The 16,569-nt window shown below is 69.2% G+C and carries 10 protein-coding genes and 1 pseudogene; 6 read left to right on the plus strand and 5 right to left on the minus strand.

All coding sequences use genetic code 11. The annotated features are described in order from the left end of the window. The first annotated feature begins 43 nt into the window (after positions 1-43). Positions 44-3,370, plus strand: coding sequence for an aminotransferase class III-fold pyridoxal phosphate-dependent enzyme (locus ACFZDA_RS03545; protein ID WP_391074182.1), 3,327 nt, complete (start codon positions 44-46; stop codon positions 3,368-3,370). A 147-nt stretch (positions 3,371-3,517) separates the two neighbouring features. Here the strand turns inward: ACFZDA_RS03545 and ACFZDA_RS03550 are convergent, their stop codons facing one another. Together ACFZDA_RS03550 and ACFZDA_RS03555 are read right to left on the minus strand one after the other, a co-directional pair. Continuing rightward, positions 3,518-5,344, minus strand: a complete 1,827-nt coding sequence (locus ACFZDA_RS03550; RefSeq protein ID WP_391074190.1) for an ATP-binding cassette domain-containing protein — start codon at positions 5,342-5,344, stop codon at positions 3,518-3,520. Continuing rightward, positions 5,341-7,200 (minus strand): ATP-binding cassette domain-containing protein, encoded by a 1,860-nt coding sequence (locus ACFZDA_RS03555; protein ID WP_391074194.1) that lies wholly within the window; start codon positions 7,198-7,200, stop codon positions 5,341-5,343. Before ACFZDA_RS03555 ends, ACFZDA_RS03550 begins: the two co-directional genes overlap by 4 nt. 501 nt (positions 7,201-7,701) lie before the next feature. Between ACFZDA_RS03555 and pcaC the strand changes: the two genes are divergently transcribed. The 3 genes from pcaC (at position 7,702) to ACFZDA_RS03570 (ending at position 10,535) form a co-directional block, all read left to right on the plus strand. Beyond that, a complete protein-coding gene (gene pcaC, locus ACFZDA_RS03560) occupies positions 7,702-9,006 on the plus strand; it encodes a 4-carboxymuconolactone decarboxylase (protein WP_391074197.1) in 1,305 nt (434 codons plus the stop codon). A 33-nt stretch (positions 9,007-9,039) separates the two neighbouring features. After that, positions 9,040-9,675, plus strand: coding sequence for an MBL fold metallo-hydrolase (locus tag ACFZDA_RS03565; protein WP_391074200.1), 636 nt, complete (start codon positions 9,040-9,042; stop codon positions 9,673-9,675). 80 nt (positions 9,676-9,755) lie between these two features. Continuing rightward, positions 9,756-10,535 (plus strand): exodeoxyribonuclease III, encoded by a 780-nt coding sequence (locus tag ACFZDA_RS03570; protein ID WP_391074203.1) that lies wholly within the window; start codon positions 9,756-9,758, stop codon positions 10,533-10,535. 18 nt (positions 10,536-10,553) lie between these two features. Here the strand turns inward: ACFZDA_RS03570 and ACFZDA_RS03575 are convergent, their stop codons facing one another. After that, positions 10,554-12,260, minus strand: a complete 1,707-nt coding sequence (locus ACFZDA_RS03575; RefSeq protein WP_391074591.1) for a GDSL-type esterase/lipase family protein — start codon at positions 12,258-12,260, stop codon at positions 10,554-10,556. A gap of 273 nt (positions 12,261-12,533) precedes the next feature. Here ACFZDA_RS03575 and ACFZDA_RS03580 point away from each other — a divergent pair, with 273 nt between their 5' ends. Both ACFZDA_RS03580 and ACFZDA_RS03585 read left to right on the plus strand, forming a co-directional pair. Further along, a complete protein-coding gene (locus tag ACFZDA_RS03580; protein ID WP_391074206.1) occupies positions 12,534-12,941 on the plus strand; it encodes a DUF6278 family protein in 408 nt (135 codons plus the stop codon). Between the two features lie 140 nt (positions 12,942-13,081). Then, positions 13,082-13,825: an ATP-binding cassette domain-containing protein gene (locus ACFZDA_RS03585; RefSeq protein ID WP_391074209.1), complete on the plus strand. Its 744-nt coding sequence runs from the start codon at positions 13,082-13,084 to the stop codon at positions 13,823-13,825. A gap of 224 nt (positions 13,826-14,049) precedes the next feature. Here ACFZDA_RS03585 and ACFZDA_RS03590 read toward each other — a convergent pair whose 3' ends face one another. Then, a complete protein-coding gene (locus ACFZDA_RS03590; protein WP_391074212.1) occupies positions 14,050-15,618 on the minus strand; it encodes a CocE/NonD family hydrolase in 1,569 nt (522 codons plus the stop codon). A gap of 119 nt (positions 15,619-15,737) precedes the next feature. Next, positions 15,738-16,499, minus strand: a pseudogene (locus tag ACFZDA_RS03595) (hypothetical protein); the annotation flags it as partial. Between the last annotated feature and the right edge of the window lie 70 nt (positions 16,500-16,569).

Here is a 16,569-nt window from a genome sequence, read left to right on the forward strand (position 1 = left end):
ACACATGACCGTCCACAGCAGCCCGAGGGACGAGGAGAGCGCCGTGGAACCCCTGCTCCAGGAAATTGCCGCAATCGTCGGTGACTACTTCGACGTTCAGCCCGAACAGCTGTACCCCGACTTCGTGTTCGCGGACCTCGGGGACTCGATGTCGCTGCTCGGCATGGTGCAGCGTTTGGAGGACCGCTATGGCTGCAAAGTGCCGCTACGGCAACTCTTCACTGACGTCCAGACCCTCCCTGATCTAGCTGCATATTTTCTCGCACACGCATCGACGGAGAAGCTGCCGCGAGGAGAGGCCGTAACGCCCTCCACCACTGCCTCCACCACCGATGCCGTAGCGAGCCCGGCGCCGGCCCCGGTCCTGCCGGAGCCGATCGACAGCCGGCCGACGGTCACAGCAGGGCCATCAACTGAGTCGTCGGTGGACAGTGCCTTGTCGCCAGGCGCCTCGACGGCCGTGCACGGCCTGATCAAGGAACAGCTCATGGTCATGCAGCGTCAGCTTCAGCTGCTGGCGGGCAGCGAGCCGGTCGCCGCGGCTGACCCGGCCATTGGGTCCGTGTCCGGAGCCGGTGTTTCGCCGCCGGTGGTGCCCTCCCCGGCGCGGCCGGTTTCGGCGAAAATGGTGGTGCCACTCGCGCCCGGCGCCCGGAGCAGCGCGATCAGCCCCGTGGAGACGGCAGAGCGCGCCCGCTATCTGAAGAGACTCGGTGACCGCCTCAGTGCCCGCACCAAGGGCTCGAAGGAATTTGCCCAACGGTTCCGGACGATGGTCGCGGACAGCCGTTCCACTGTCGGCTTTCGCCCCTCGATCAAAGAGATGCTGTACCCGATCGTCGCCGAACGCGGGCAGGGCTCACGACTGTGGGACATCGATGGAAACGAGTACGTCGACCTCACCCTGGGATACGGTGTCCACCTCCTCGGTCATAATCCGCCGGCCGTCATGTCGGCTATTCGCGAGCGGCTGGACGTCGGTTTCAGCCTCGGGCCGCGCACTCAACTGGTCGAGGAAGTTGCCGCCGGAGTACTCGAGCTCACCGGAATGGAGCGCGTTGCCTTCCTCAACAGCGGCACAGAAGCCGTCATGACTGCGGTTCGGCTTGCCCGGGCAGCAACCGGCCGCGACAAGATCGTGGTCTTTTCCACCGCATACCACGGTCACTTCGACAGTGTGCTCGCTGTGCCGGCCCATGAGAACGGCGTATTCGGCACCCGGCCGCTCGCACCCGGCATCTCCCCGCATGCGGTGGAAAACGTGTACGTACTCGAGTTCGGCACGGACGAGGCGCTCGACTTCATCAACAAGCACGGTGCGGACCTCGCAGCAGTTCTGACCGAGCCGGTGACCCTGCGCACTCCCGGTGTGCAGAAGCCTGATTTCCTGCGCGCGGTCCGGGAGATCACAAGGGCCCACGGCACGAAACTCATCTTCGACGAGATGGTGACAGGTTTCCGTTGTCATCCGGCAGGCGTTCAGGGGCTGTACGGCATCGAGGCCGACCTGGCCACCTACGGCAAGATTGTAGGAGGCGGCATGCCGATCGGCGTGATTGCCGGACGCGGCGGCGTCATGGACTCAATCGACGGCGGTGTCTGGAACTTCGGTGACGATACCGGCCCGAGGGTGGAATCCACCTTCTTCGGCGGCACGTTCAACCAGCATCCACTCACCATGGCGACTGCCAAGGCGGTCCTCGACCACCTCCGTGCGGAGGGACCTGATCTGCAACGGAACCTCGACCGCAAGACCGCGATGTTCACGGACCAGCTGAACGCCGACTTCCGCGAGCTCGAAGTGCCGATCGAAGCCCACAGGTTCTCCTCGATCTTCAAGTTCGAACACCAGGCGAACATGGATCCGTTCTATTTCAATCTGCTCGACCGTGGCGTGTTCGTCTGGGAGTTGCGCAACTTTTTCCTCTCCACCGCGCATGAACAGGCCGATCTTGACCATATCCGCACCGCGGTGCGTGAGTCGATCGAAGAATTGCGGGACCACGGCATGCTCGCCGGTAGCCGTACTGAACCAGCGGGTCCGCTGCCCCGTGCGGCAGCGCCTCGCAGCACCCGCGCGCAGCGGCAGCTACGGGCCCTCGACCGGGGCGGCGTGCCCGCCTTCGAGATGTCTGTCGGGTTCTGGCTGGACGGCTCACTCAACCGCGTTGCACTGCGTGCCGCCGTGCAGGACCTGGTCGCCCGCCACGAGACTCTGAGGACCACGTTCGGTTCGGACGGGGACACGCTTGTCGTCCATCCCGTGGGGGAGATGCCTCTGAGCGACGTCCTGACCGAGTACACCTGTGAGGACGAGGACGACCTCGGCCGCTTCCTGCGGACCTGGGCCGAACGACCGCTCGACCCGGTTGACGGGGGGGTGTTCCGCGCCGCAGTGGTGGAGGTCAACCCGCGACGGCACCTGCTGCTGGTAACGGTGCATCACGCGGCAGTGGACGGCTGGTCCTACAGCGTCCTGCTCGATGACCTCGTCGCGATGTACAACGCCAGGTGCCGCGGCACGAGTCCCGAACTCCCCCCGGCCGTGCAGTTCCGGGACTATCTCGCCTGGCACGAGCGAGTCACTGCCGGCCCCACCGCCGCCAAGCACCGTGACTTCTGGCATTCTCACCTGAAGGATGTTCCCGCGCCGGAATTGCCGTTGTCGGGACAGCCGAGCCAGTTCCCTTACCGCGCGGTACGTCACCGTATTCTCCTCGACCCCGAGTTCTGCGGGCAGATGCGCGATGCCGCCCGCAATGAGGGGGTCACGGTCTTCGCCTACTTGGTTGCGGCATGGGGGGCCTTGCTGCAGCGGCTGACGGGGCAGGATGAAATCCTGGTCCCGGTCGCGTCCGCCCGGCGCCCGCAGGAACTGGACCGGACTGTCGGATACTGCTCGAATCTGCTGCCGTTGGTGCTTCGCCGACCTGCGGACACGTTGGTCGCGGACTACGTGGGTGACGTGTTGATGCAACTGGTCACCGGGCTCGAGCGCCAGGATTACACCTTCGCGGATCTGATCACGGAATTCGCGCCGCCGGGGGCGGGCCTGCGAAGCACGTTGTTCACAACGGCAATGTCGTTTTACCGCCAGGTTGTGGTACCCCCCATGGACGGACTCACGGTCTCAGAAGCCGACTCGTCGCCGATCACACACACCGGAAATCCCTTGGCGCTGAACGTCGTGGATAGTGCGGACGGGTTCCGGTGTGAATTCGATGCCGCAGTCGATATCGTCGATCCCGACCTCGTCGAGCGCCTTCCGCGGTACTACCGAAACCTGCTCACCGCCATGGTCGCCAACAACGAGCGCCCGTTGGGAGAGCTGGACCACGAAGGCGAGGAAGGCCTGGACGGGAGCTACTGACCTTCAAAGCAAGGCGTCGGCAGTGGGCGCCGGCCTCGAAGGGGCCGGCGTCACTTCCGCGGTTCCCAGTGAGGTGTCCCCGCAGTCCCCGTGGGTGAAAGAACTGACAGAAGTCATTGGTTCCTGCTCCATCGGTGTGCCGGTCGGTCATGTGGAGTAGGCGTCGGCCTGGATGCCGTAGAGATCGGCGTATCGGCCTCCCACGATGCTGACCAGTTCGTCGTGGGTGCCCGCCTCGATCAGTCGGCCCTTGTCGAGGGTGAGGATGAGGTCCGCCCCGGTGGCGGTCGAGAACCGGTGGGTGACGATCACCGTGATGGCGCCTGTCCGCTCGGCAACCTCCCGGGCACGGGCGATGTAGCGCTCAAAGATCTGCTGCTCGCTCGGGGCGTCGAGAGATGCCGTGGGTTCGTCCAGCATCAACAGCAGGGGACCGGGGCGCATCGACGCCCGGGCGAGGGCGACCTTCTGCCACTGTCCCTCGGACAGATCGACGCCCCCGAAGTCCCGGCTGAGCTGTGTCTCCAGTCCGTCGGGAAGCGCCCCGACCAGCTGCTCGGCGTCGGCTGCCGCCACGGCCCGGCCGACCCTTTGGGCATCCTGGGCGTGCGGCAGGTCACCCAGGCCGACGCTCTGCCCGAAGGTCGTACGGAACCGGCCGAAGTCCTGGAACGCCGCACTTGACCGCGCACGCCAGCCCTCCGTGTCCAGGGTGGCGAGGTCCACGCCGTCGACGAGAACTCGGCCACCGCTGGGCCTGTAGAACTTGCAGAGCAGCTTGACCAGTGTCGTCTTGCCCGAACCGTACTCGCCGACCAGCGCGACCACCGAGCCCGCCGGCAGATGGACACTGATGTCGTGCAGGGCGGGGCGTCGAGAGCCGGGATACCGGTAGGTGACGTTCTCGAAGGTGATTCCCTCGCGCAGGACCTGGGGTGGGGATGTGGTTCCGGCCGCGTCGGACCGTGCGGAGGCGGTGTAGTCGCGCATCCACAAGTAGGGCTCGATGAGCCGTCCTGCCCGGGCGACGTTCGCCGCGTAGTTCACGCCCGTGAACACCGACTGGCGCAGGCTGCTCGCCACGGTGATCGCCAGCACGATGTCTCCGGCCGAGCCGTGCCCACGCAGCACCTGAACGACGATCAGAGCCAGACCGGCGCCGAAGCCGAGCGTGAAGATGGTCCAGCCGCCGAGCTTCCAGGCCGCCGCGACAAGTCGCGCCCGGTAACGGCCGGCCATGGCTGTGTCCCACGCGGCGGCCTGTCTGCGGGCCAGCTCGGTTCCCGCCCCCGACACGCGGATCTCCTTGCCCGCGGCTCCGTCCGTACCGAGGTCGAAGAGTCTGCGCTGGAGACGGAAGGGTTCGGCCGTGGCGGTTTCGGCCCGGATGATGGCGTTGCTGCCCTTCTGGTCGAACCAGAGCGGCAGCGCCGCGCATACGAGCAGCAACAGCAGCCAGGGGTTGATCGTGCCCAGCAGGAACAGGGTGACGACCAGTTCGATGACGATGAAGAGGACACCGGTCGCCGACCACAGGCTGAGCACGAGTTCCCACGCGGAGTTGCGTACTACGGTCAGCCGGTCGAGGTAGTCCGTGCGCTCCAGGTGTTCCAGACCTTCGAGGGTCGCGATGTCGCTGTAGATACCGGGATTCACATCGAGCACCGCGACCTTGCCGATGAGGATGCCGGCGGTGTTGGAGTCGAGTGCCCCCAGCACCATCAACATGGTGCCGGCGAGTCCCGCCCCGGCCGCGTAGGCCACAGCGGGCCAGACCTCTCCGCGCAGCGTCGCGTCCACCGCGCCGCGCAGGGCCAGGGCGTTGCCCGCGACGGAGGCCACCATCAGGGCGGGAATGACGAACTGCAGGGACGTCAGCCACGGCGCACGGCGCCAGGACAGCCGTAGCAATTCGTACCAGAGGGCGAAGTACCGCCGACGGCGAATCGGTTGCTCACTGGCCAGCTCGGTCATCGGTACTGGTCCTCCTCCAGCCGGTCCTCGAAGCCGCGACTGAACCTCGCGGCCTGGATCGTGAACATGGCCGCATACCGGCCGTCGGCCGCCATGAGCTCGTCGTGCGTGCCCGTCTCCGTGATCCGGCCGTCCTCCAGCAGGACGATCCTGTCGGCCTGTCGCACGGTGGACAGCCGGTGCGAGATCAGGACGACGCTCGCACCCGACCTGCGCTCGCCGAGCCTTGCGAAGACGTCGAACTCCGACCGTACGTCGAGGTGGGCGGTGGGTTCGTCAAGAACCAGAATCCTCGCTCCCCGGCGCACCGCGTAGAGGACGCGGGCCAGGACGACTTGCTGCCACTGCCCGCCCGAAAGGTCGACGCCCCCCTTCGCGGCGCGGGTCAGCGGGGTCTCCCAGCCGGACGGCAGACCAGCCAGCACCGTTTCCAGCCCCGCTTCCCGGGAGGCGGCCTCGGCGTCCGCCCGTTCCGCGAGTCCGCCCGCCCTGCCGATGACCACGTTGCCGTGGACGGACAGGGGGTACCGCACGAAGTCCTGGAAGGCCACTGCGATCCGGCGGCGCCAGGCGTCCGGGTCAAGCGTGGCGATGTTCCGCCCGTCCGCGGTGATGGCCCCGCCTGTCGGCAGGTAGAGACCGCAGAGCAGTTTGATCAGGGTCGACTTGCCCGCTCCGTTGAGTCCGACGACGGCCAGCAGTTCGCCCGGCCGGATCTCCAGATCCAGACGGTCCAGAACCTGGCGTTCCGTCTTCGGATAGGCGAAGGAGACCTGTTCGAACCGGATGAGCGGTGGACGCTCGCGGTCCTCGGGTTCCCGTACCCCCCGGCCGTCGGGGCTGGGCACCGCCGCTCCCTTTGGGGCGAGCAGCTCGCGCAGCTCCCGCGTGGCGCGCAGGCACTCGGCGGAAGCTACCGCGCTCCTGAGTTCCTCGCTCCAGCCAAGCGCCTGGAACACCGTCCATCCAGTGACGAGTACCGCCGTCTCCACCGCGATGGTCGTCTCCCCCCGCACCGCGCTGTGCGCCACCAGGGCGTACACGGCGCACAGCGGGACGCCGACCAACAGAAGCTGGCTCCACTCGGCGCGCAGCATCCGCCCGATCGCCGCCCAGATGGGTTTCTCCATGGCCAGGCTGTGCCGCTGAATCTGCTCGACCGACCAACGACCCAGCCCGAAGACACGGATGTCCTTGCCCTCGGACGGGGAGATCGCCGAGTCCTGCCACATCTGCGCCTTCGCGCCCTCCACCGTGCCGGAGCGCCACGTCCGGACATACCGCAGCGCCTGCCTCTGCCGCAGCGCCCAATTGATCAAAGCGGGCACGAGCACCACAGGGACGAGCCACCAGGCATACCCCGCGAGGACCACACAGGATCCGGCGACGCCGAGGAAGCCCGTGAGGATGCGGAGGACGGCCACGGCGCCCTCACCCGGAGTGTGTTCGGTCCAGTTGTCCGGATCCGCCTTGGCCGCGCGGATCAGGGTGCGCGCCTGCGGCGTCTCCAACTGGTCGATCGTCGGGGTGGACGAAACCAGCTCGGTGATCGACGCCCTGTGTACGCCGTCGATGGTGGCCTGGACCAGGAAGCCCAGTGGCTCCAGAACGGTGTCCATGACGTGCCCGAGCAGGAGGACGGCGACAAACGCCGCCAGCGGGGCCAGGGCCGCGGTCAGTGGCGGCAGCGTCGTACCCCCCGTCTCGAAGCGCCGTACCAGTACCGCCAGAACGACGGCTGTCGCGGCTGGGAGCAGGCTGCTCAGCCCCATCAGCACGGCCAGTAGCCAACTGTGGGACCGCTTGGCGCAGCTGAGAGTCCGCAACAAGCGGAGCCCGTCGGCAAGGGTGGTCACGTGGTCCTCTCTCCCCCTCAGTTCGGCGCAGGAGTGAGGAACGCCGTTCTCGAGAACCGCTGTCGCGGCGGGTGTGAGACGCGCCGTCGACTCCAGCCGCACGATGACTGTTCGGCCGTTCGCGGTCGACTCGGCTTGACTGCTCTGTCGAATCGCTTCGACTCCAACGACCGTTGAAGCTAACAGCAAAGCCGTTCCGCGACAAGGCGCATAGGCGGCACAACTAAACCTCTGTGGCCAGGTGTTGAGCGATTCAGCTCATGCGTATGTGAAGAGGTCCTTGACTCGTAGCTGGGCCCGATGCGAGCCTCTTCCGTTCTTATCTTTCGAAGCGCTTCAACACGCGACCGGGCGACAGGCGCGAGAAGTCGAAAGCGGTGCAGACCATGCGCGGGCGGCCGTTACTCGTTCCCGACCGCGCGCTCACCCCGGCTCAGCCGCAAGAGCCGCCGGCTTCCCCCGGCCGTGTGAGATCACGTGATACGTGAGAGGCTCTGGGGCGTGAGTGAGACACCGTCGAACACCTTGCAATACCGCTTTGACGGGCCGGAAGAGGCTCCCGTCCTGATCCTCGGTCCCTCACTGGGCACCACCTGGCACATGTGGGACCGCCAGATCCCCGAGCTGATCAAGCAGTGGCGCGTCTTCCGGTTCGACCTGCCCGGGCACGGCGGCGCGCCCGCGTACCCGGCGGGCTCGGTCACCGACCTCACCACCCGGCTGCTGGCCACCCTCGAAGGGCTCGGCGTGCAGCGCTTCGGCTACGCAGGCTGCGCGCTCGGCGGCGCGGTCGGCATCGAGCTGGCCCTGCGCCACCCCGAGCGGCTCGCCTCCCTCGCGCTGATCGCCGCCTCGCCGCGCTTCGGCACGGCCGACGAGTTCCGGCAGAGAGGCGTGATCGTCCGCACGAACGGCCTGGACCCCATCGCCCGTACCGCGCCCGAGCGCTGGTTCACCGGCGGGTTCGCCGCCGCGCAGCCCGCGATCACCGAGTGGGCCGTGCAGATGGTGCGCACCACCGACCCGGGCTGCTACATCGCCGCCTGTGAGGCGCTCGCCTCGTTCGACGTCCGGCCGGAGCTCGGGCGGGTCGGCGTCCCGACGCTGGTCCTCGTCGGATCGGACGACCAGGTCACCGGCCCCGCCGAGGCCCGCACCCTGGTCGCCGGCATCCCGGACGCCCGCCTCGCCGTCGTCCCCGGCGCCTCCCACCTGGTGCCGGTGGAGCAGCCCGCGGCCGTCACCGACCTGCTGGTGCGGCACTTCTCCACCGCCTGGCAGCCCGCCTTCGAGACCTCCACCGGTCAGACCGCCCTGCCCGCGGCCGCCGTCAAGCCGGTCCTGTCCGCAGCCCCCGCGCAGCCCTTCCAGACCGGCCCCGTCGCCGAGATCGCCCCGGTCGTGCCGCCACAGCCCCAGGGACGGCCCGACCCCTACGACGCCGGGCTCAAGGTCCGCCGCGAGGTGCTGGGCGACGCGCACGTCGACCGGGCGCTGGCACAGGCCGACGAGTTCTCCGGCGACTTCCAGGAGTTCATCACCCGCTACGCCTGGGGCGAGATCTGGGACCGCCCCGGCCTCGACCGGCGCACCCGCAGCTGCGTCACCCTCACCGCCCTGGTCGCCGGCGGGCACCTGGACGAGCTGGCCTTCCACACCCGCGCCGCCCTGCGCAACGGCCTCACCCCGGGCGAGATCAAGGAGGTCCTCCTCCAGGCGGCCGTCTACTGCGGCGTACCGGCGGCGAACAGCGCGTTCAAGGTCGCCCAGCAGGTCATCCGCGAGGAGACCACGCCCCAGGAGTGAGCCGGTGGGGCAGTGCGGAGGCAGGATGGAATCATGAAGCTCACGAAGAAGTCGCACTCCTGCGTCCGCCTCGAAAAGGACGGGCAGACCCTCGTTCTCGACCCCGGCGGGTTCAGCGAGGAGGACGCCGCGCTCGGCGCGGACGCGATCCTCGTCACCCACGAGCACCCCGACCACTTCGACGAGTTCCGGCTGCGCGCCGCGATGGAGGACAACCCGGCCGCGCGGATCTGGACCCTGAAGTCCGTCGCCGAGAAGATCTCCTCGGCGTTCCCCGGCCGCGTGCACACCGTCGGCCACGGCGACACCTTCACCGCCGCCGGCTTCGACGTCCAGGTCCACGGCGAGCTCCACGCGGTGATCCACCCGGACATCCCGCGGATCACCAACGTCGGCTTCCTCGTCGACGGTGGCAAGCTCTTCCACCCCGGCGACGCCCTCACCGTCCCCGGCCACCGCGTCGAGACGCTGATGCTCCCGGTGATGGCCCCCTGGAACAAGATCTCGGAGGTCATCGACTACGTCCGCGAGGTCAGGCCGCAGCGCGCCTACGACATCCACGACGCCCTGCTCACCGACCTGGCCCGGCCGGTCTACGACCGCCAGATCGGGCAGCTCGGCGGCGCGGAGCACCTGCGGCTGACACCGGGGGACTCCGCCGAGGTCTGAGGCCCGAGGCCGGAGTCCCGGGATCCGGGGCTCCGGGGGACCGGGCCGCGTTGTCAGACCCGCCGGGTAGGTTGTGGGACATGCGCATCGCGACCTGGAACGTGAACTCGATCACCGCCCGCCTGCCGAGGCTCCTGTCCTGGCTGGAGAGCAGCGGCACGGACGTGCTGTGCCTCCAGGAGGCCAAGGTCGCCGAGGACCAGTTCCCGGCGGAGCAGCTGCGCGAGCTGGGCTACGAGTCGGCGGTCCACGCGACGGGCCGGTGGAACGGCGTGGCGGTGCTCTCCCGCGTCGGCATCGAGGACGTCGTCAAGGGCCTGCCCGGCGACCCCGGGTTCGACGGCTCGGTGGAGCCCCGCGCCATCTCGGCGACGTGTGGCCCGCTCCGGGTCTGGTCGGTCTACGTGCCGAACGGCCGTGAGGTGGACCACCCGCACTACGCCTACAAGCTCCAGTGGTTCGAGGCCCTCAAGGCCGCCGTCGCCGGTGACGCGTCCGGCAGCCGCCCGTTCGCGGTGATGGGTGACTACAACGTGGCGCCGACGGACGACGACGTCTTCGACCGCGCGGCCTTCGAGGGCTCCACCCACGTCACCCCGGCCGAGCGCGCCGCCCTCGCCTCCCTGCGCGAGGCGGGCCTGTCCGACTTGGTGCCGCGGCCCCTGAAGTACGAGCACCCGTTCACGTACTGGGACTACCGCCAGCTCTGCTTCCCGAAGAACCGCGGCATGCGCATCGACCTGGTGTACGCCAACCAGCCGTTCACGAAGGCGGTCAAGGACGCGTACGTGGACCGCGAGGAGCGCAAGGGCAAGGGCGCGTCGGACCACGCGCCGGTCGTCGTGGACCTCGATGTCTGAGGACTCCGCGGACATCGCCTAGAGCAGCCGCAGGTCGACCGAGTCCGCCAGGGCCGCCAGCCCCGCGTCGCCCGGATGCAGATGGTCCCCGCTGTCGTACGCGGGCAGGATCCGGGACGGCCGCCCCGGGTCCCGGACCACCGCGTCGAAGTCGAGCACGCCGTCGAAGGCACCGCCGTCCCGGATCCACGCGTTCACCGCGACCCGCTCGGCGTCGACGGCGGCCGTGCAGCGTGCCTCGCCCTCGCACGGCAGGATCGTCGCCGCGAGCATCCTGACGCCCCGGGCGTGCCCGCGTGCCGCCAGCTCCCGCAGGCCCGCGATCACCTGCTCCGCCGAGGTGTCCCACCGCAGGTCGTTGACGCCTTCGAAGACGACCGCCGTCCGCGCCGACGGCTGGGCGAGGACGTCCCGGTCGAAGCGGTGCAGGGCGCTCACCCCGGCCGTGTCCGTGGACACCCCGTCGCCGGGATACCGGTCGGTGACCACACGGTTGCCCGAGATGCCCTGGTTCAGCACCCCGTAGCGCGGAACCGCGCTCTGCGTCAGCAGCCGGCCGGCCAGCACGTCCGGCCAGCGCCGGTTCGCGTCCACCGTGGACTTGTCGCCGTCGGTGATGGAGTCCCCGAGCAGCACCACGGACCCGGGCCCGCCGCTCACATCGACCCCGGCGAGCAGCGGCCAGCCGGTGATCACCGAGGTGTACGCGTCGGCGGCGGCGTCCGCCGCGTGGTCGCCCGGCCCGCTGACGTATGACCGCTGCTGCGCGAGCCGGTGCACGGGTGCCGCCGCCACTGTGCCGGGCAGGTGGAAACTCACCAGCAGATCGGTGTCCGCGGGGACGGCGAAGCCCAGGGGATCGCTGTACGCCTGGGCCCCGGCCGGGATCTCCACGCTCTCAGCACCGCCGAAGGACAGCGGCACCGGCGTCCCGCGTGCCGCCGCGCCCGACGCCCGCACGGCGACGGTCGCGCTGCCGATCCGTACCGGCGCCGCCGCGAAGGTGTTGTCGAAGCGCACCCGCACCCGGGGCCCGCCCGCCGAGGTGTGCACGACCAGCCGCAGCGTCCGGTCCGTCCAGGGCCCCACGGCGGTGTAGCCGCCGGTGGACGTCGTCCAACTGCCGGTCCAGCCCCGCGTCGCGGTCCGTACCGACACCGCGAAGACATGCAGCCCGGCCGCGTCCGGCAGCCGGACCGAGGCGAGAGGGCGCCCCGGGACCAGCGGCACCGTCACGACGTACAGGCGGGCCCGCTCGGCGAGCTGCCCGCCGGGTGTGTTGATGTGCGGCAGGGCCACCGCCTTCGTGGCGAGCGGCCCGGTGCGCCAGTCGGGCGCGTTCAGCCGGTACCCCGAGCGGGTGCCGTTCGCATACGTGATCACGCCCGGGCCGCCCGTCTCGGTGCCGGCGGTGCCCGTCACCAGGAAGGCGAGGGCGTCCCCGTGCCCCGTGACCCGGACGTCCTGGCCGGCGGCGCGGACATTGTCCGGCTCGCCGGGGTGCCGCCGCGGCCAGGTCAGCCGCGTCCCCTGGACGGTGAGGCCGCGGCCGGGCGTCCAGCCCGCGGCCGCGAGGTCCCGCGCGGACAGGGAGGCTCCGGCGCCGTCGAAGTCGGCCTGCGCGGGCCGGCCGTCGTCGCTGACGGCGATGTTGTCGAACAGCCGCTCAAGCGGCACCGGCGCTGCCCGCCGCTCCTCGACGGCCCGTGCCGAGACCGCCGGCATCAGGGACACGCACAGGGACAGGACGACCAGGATCCCCCGGACACATCGGCGCACGGCCGACTCCTCCCGCTCATCGACACACGAGGCACCAAGACGAAACGCAGGGACGGAACAGAAGACACGACGAAAGCCGAGACGCACGACGCCTGGTGAAACTAGGGAGACTTCAGGGACCCGTCAACGAGCCGTGCGCGAACTCGGCGTGAACTCGTCAGGAAGCGCGGGTCCGCGCGCCTGTGGTGCGTACGGCGGTACGAATGACACGCTGGACGTATGAACATCCCTTTCCTGGGCAACCGGCGCCGGAAGCTCGGGGTTCCCGACCCGGCGGGCATCGCGGAACTCCTCGCCGAGTGTGAACTGCTCCGCTCCCAGGCGTCCCGGGCGGGTGTCCGGCTGGACGACTCGGCGGCCTCGCTGGAGGCGCTGGACCAGCTCGTGCCACGCTGGCGGGACGACGAGGAGACCCAGACCTGGCTCGGGAACGACGCCGGGCTCTACCTGGGCACCGTCATCGTGCGCACCGTACCGGGTGCCGCCTGGGAGATCCGGCCCGACGGGCAGCCCGTCGTGCGGCTCGTCTCCGGCCGGGAGTTCGATGTCGTGGACTCCGGCCAGGAGTGGGCCGCGAACGGGGTGCCCGAGCTGTCCCAGCTGTACGCGGAAGTCGCGGAGTCGTGAGCCCCATGGCCACAACCTTTGGCCCAAAGTTCGCCGTAAATACGGCTAATGATCGAAAAGTGCGTGTCGCCCGACAAGTCCGATCTTGCCTGGATACGTTGCGGCAACCACCACACAGCTGAGAGTGAGTAGGGCTGAGCATGGCCGTCGATCCGCTGATCGAGCTGCGTGACGTCAACAAGCACTTCGGGGAGCTGCACGTCCTCCAGGACATCAACCTCACCGTCGGCCGGGGGGAAGTGGTCGTGGTCATCGGCCCCTCCGGGTCGGGAAAGTCCACCCTGTGCCGGGCGATCAACCGTCTGGAGACCATCGAGTCCGGAGAGATCGTCCTCGACGGGCAGCCGCTGCCGGACGAGGGCAAGCCCCTGGCGCGCCTGCGCGCCGACGTCGGCATGGTCTTCCAGTCCTTCAACCTCTTCGCCCACAAGACCGTCCTGCAGAACGTCTCGCTGGGGCAGGTCAAGGTCCGCGGGCGCCGGAAGGAGGACGCCGACAAGCGCTCCCGTGAACTGCTCGACCGGGTCGGCGTCGCCGACCAGGCGGACAAGTACCCGGCGCAGCTCTCCGGCGGTCAGCAGCAGCGCGTGGCCATCGCCCGCGCCCTGGCCATGGAGCCCAAGGCGATGCTCTTCGACGAGCCGACCTCGGCCCTCGACCCGGAGATGATCAACGAGGTGCTGGAGGCCATGAAGCAACTGGCCCGCGAAGGCATGACCATGATCGTCGTCACGCACGAGATGGGCTTCGCCCGCTCGGCCGCCAACCGCGTCGTCTTCATGGCCGACGGCCGGATCGTCGAGGACCGCGTCCCCGACGAGTTCTTCACCAACCCCACCAGCGACCGCGCCAAGGACTTCCTCTCCAAGATCCTCAAGCACTGAACGGGCAGGCACCGGACGGCTCATCGTGTCGGACCTCGACTACGATGTGCCCTTCATCCCTGTCGGAGAGGGGGACTTCGCCGAATTCCGCCGATCCCGCCCGGGATGAGCAGACCGCCCGCCCGGCCTGCGGGCCATTCCCACCGGGTGCGGCCCCCACGGCCCTGTCGGGCCACGGGGGCGGCGGTTCACATCGGCCAGGCCCGTCCGGCGGCAGCCGGAGATCACTGCTCGCGCAGCGGAACCGACACGTACGACGGGTCGTTCGCCGGCGAGGAGAAGGTCAGCTGCGCGCCGGACGGGTTGTGCTCGATGTAGAGCGGGTCGACCGTGTCGACGACCAGGGCGAGGCGATGCCCGGCCGGGACGTCGTAGGCCGTGGAGTACAGCTCCAGGTCGACGCCGAACGGCTTTCCGGGGGTGCGCCCGTGGAAGGTGTACGGCGCGTTGGTGACCAGCTTGCCGAGGCCGAGCGGCCCCACGTCGTACAGGTAGGCGACGAGGGTGCCGCTCTCCTTGGTCGGGGTGAGGGTCGTGTGCAGCGCCGCCGTTCCGCGCACCTGTTGGGCCGTGGCGTACTTCTCCGACTGCCACACGGCGGCCCAGCGGCGGGGAAGCAGGGGGATCGAGGCCATCGGGGGCAACTGGGCCACCTGGTCGAGGATGCTGGACAGGAAGACGACTCCGCCGTCGGCGCCCGAGTTCACGTTCGTGCGGATCGTGGTCGTGCCGGCGAGGGCGATCTTCCGGTGCGTCGCGGCGGCCGACTTCCAGTCCGGGTAGCCCTCGTAGCCGCCCGCGGAGCGGGACTTGAGCTGGACGGGCTGCTCCCGGTCGATGCCGTTGTCCTCACCCCGCAGGTAGTGGTCGAACCAGCGCTCGGTGTCCTTCCAGACGTCGTTGGGCAGCCCGAACAGGCCGGTCAGCTCGGCGGTGGCGTGGTCCCCGGGCCGCATCTCCAGCCGCTTGGGGCCGGTCAGCTTCTCGTAGAAGTCGGCGTACTGGTTGGGAGGGAAGACCGTGTCGCCCCAGGCGTTGGCGAGCATGATCGCCGCGCCGTTCTCGTTGATCTGGTCGACATAGGTCGCAGCGGAACGTTTCTTCCCCCAGGCGACGAGCTCCGGCTCCTTGGCCAGGTTGGAGGCGTAGAAGTCGTCGAAGGTCTGCCGGAGTTCGGCGCTCTGCCGACCTGTCACGACGCTCGCGCCGTCCAGCAGGGCGGCGGCCTGGACGTGCTGGGTGCGCCCGGAGTAGATCGAGTCGATCAGGTCGGCCCATCCGCTCAGCGAGGCGACCGCGCGGACTCGCTTGTCGTGCGCGGCGGTGAGCAGGCTGATGCCGGCGCCGTAGGAGACGCCCGCCATGCCGATGCGCCCGGCGTCCGAGGGGGTGTGGGCGAGCGCCCAGTCGATGACCTTCGAGGCGTCGGCCACGTCGGGCGGGCCCGCGACTTCTATCTCGCCGCCCGACTGCCAGAAGCCGCGCACGTTGTAGGTGACGACGACATACCCGGATTCGGCGAGCTTCTGGGCCTGGGCCAGATACTCGACCTGGGGCAGTCCCCAGCTCGTGGGCATGACGAGCAGCGGGTAGCGGCGCGTGCCGTCGGCGCCGGCCGGGGTGACGACGTTGGCCTTGAGGACGGTACCGCCGTCGCCCGCGATGTCGAAGAACCGGACCGGGTTCGGCGCGGCCTGTGCGGTGGGGGCGAGCCCGAGGGCTGTGCCGGCGACCAGGGTCGCCGAGACGGCGCCTACGGCGGTGGTGCGCAGGGCCTTGCGGTGATGTCCCACGGGTCACTCCTCACTCGTGTCAGTGCAAAGTGACCAGACGGTAACCTCGCCCCCTTACCAGAGGTAACCCGTCGGTAAGTTACGTGCCAGTAACGATTGTTGAGAAGTGGAGGACTTCGGGAGGCGCGGTGGCTGCCCCGTGGATCCGCCGTCGCCGCGGCGGGCAGCGGGGCCTGGGCCGCACGCGTCACGTCCGCCACCATCTCGACGACGTCCGGCCCGTACGCCTGCGAGTTGATCACCTTGAGCAGCAGTACGAACGAGTTGTTGCCGTACTTGCGCGCCAACCGTTCGTGATGGCGGGCGAGATAGCGGGTGGTGGCCTGGTTGGTGATCGACGTCTGGCCGCAGAACAGGAAGACGGGACGGGTGTGCCGGCTCCGCTCCGCCGTGAGCCGGGCGAGCAGCGCGTACTCCTCCTTGCCGCTCTCCACGCGGTAGCGCTCGGCGCCGACCAGGAACGAGCCCCGGTCCGGGCTCGGTTCGGCGTCGACGTTCACGCGCACACCCGGCAGCAGGGAGGACAGATGCGCCGCCATACGACGGTTGGACGCCGGGCCGCCCACGCAGAACTCGGTGCGCTCACCGAATCCCTGACGTGCCGTGTCGTGCGGGAGTATCTGGGCGTGGGCGTTGCAGTCCTTGATCAGCGCGGCGAGTTCGAGCAGCGCGAACACGTCGTAGCGCATCACGGCGAACTCGGGCCCTCCGGCACCCCGGTTCACCACCAGCAGCGATTCCGAGTTGTCGGGCAGTCCGAAGAAGGCCTGCTTCCGGCGGAGCTTGCGCCTCCACAGGTAGGTGCGGGCCACCCAGCCGAGCGCGGCGCTGATGCCCGCCGCGACCACCCCCAGGACGATGTTGCGCACGTCGTCATTCATGGGCGCGCATGGTAGCGGCCCGACGCACCGGTGTTCGACGCCTCCCTGACGCGGCCATGGCGATGAATTA

The organism is Streptomyces sp. NPDC007991 (genome assembly GCF_042958445.1).
GTDB lineage: Bacteria > Actinomycetota > Actinomycetes > Streptomycetales > Streptomycetaceae > Streptomyces.

What these genes read in the sequence shown, in the direction of transcription:
- ACFZDA_RS03580 (WP_391074206.1), top strand. Translation starts at nt 12,534, where the DNA reads ATGAACATCCCTTTCCTGGGCAACCGGCGCCGGAAGCTCGGGGTTCCC.
- ACFZDA_RS03570 (WP_391074203.1), top strand. Translation starts at nt 9,756, where the DNA reads ATGCGCATCGCGACCTGGAACGTGAACTCGATCACCGCCCGCCTGCCG.
- ACFZDA_RS03585 (WP_391074209.1), top strand. Translation starts at nt 13,082, where the DNA reads ATGGCCGTCGATCCGCTGATCGAGCTGCGTGACGTCAACAAGCACTTC.
- ACFZDA_RS03550 (WP_391074190.1), bottom strand. Translation starts at nt 5,344, where the DNA reads ATGACCGAGCTGGCCAGTGAGCAACCGATTCGCCGTCGGCGGTACTTC.
- ACFZDA_RS03565 (WP_391074200.1), top strand. Translation starts at nt 9,040, where the DNA reads ATGAAGCTCACGAAGAAGTCGCACTCCTGCGTCCGCCTCGAAAAGGAC.
- ACFZDA_RS03575 (WP_391074591.1), bottom strand. Translation starts at nt 12,260, where the DNA reads ATGCCGGCGGTCTCGGCACGGGCCGTCGAGGAGCGGCGGGCAGCGCCG.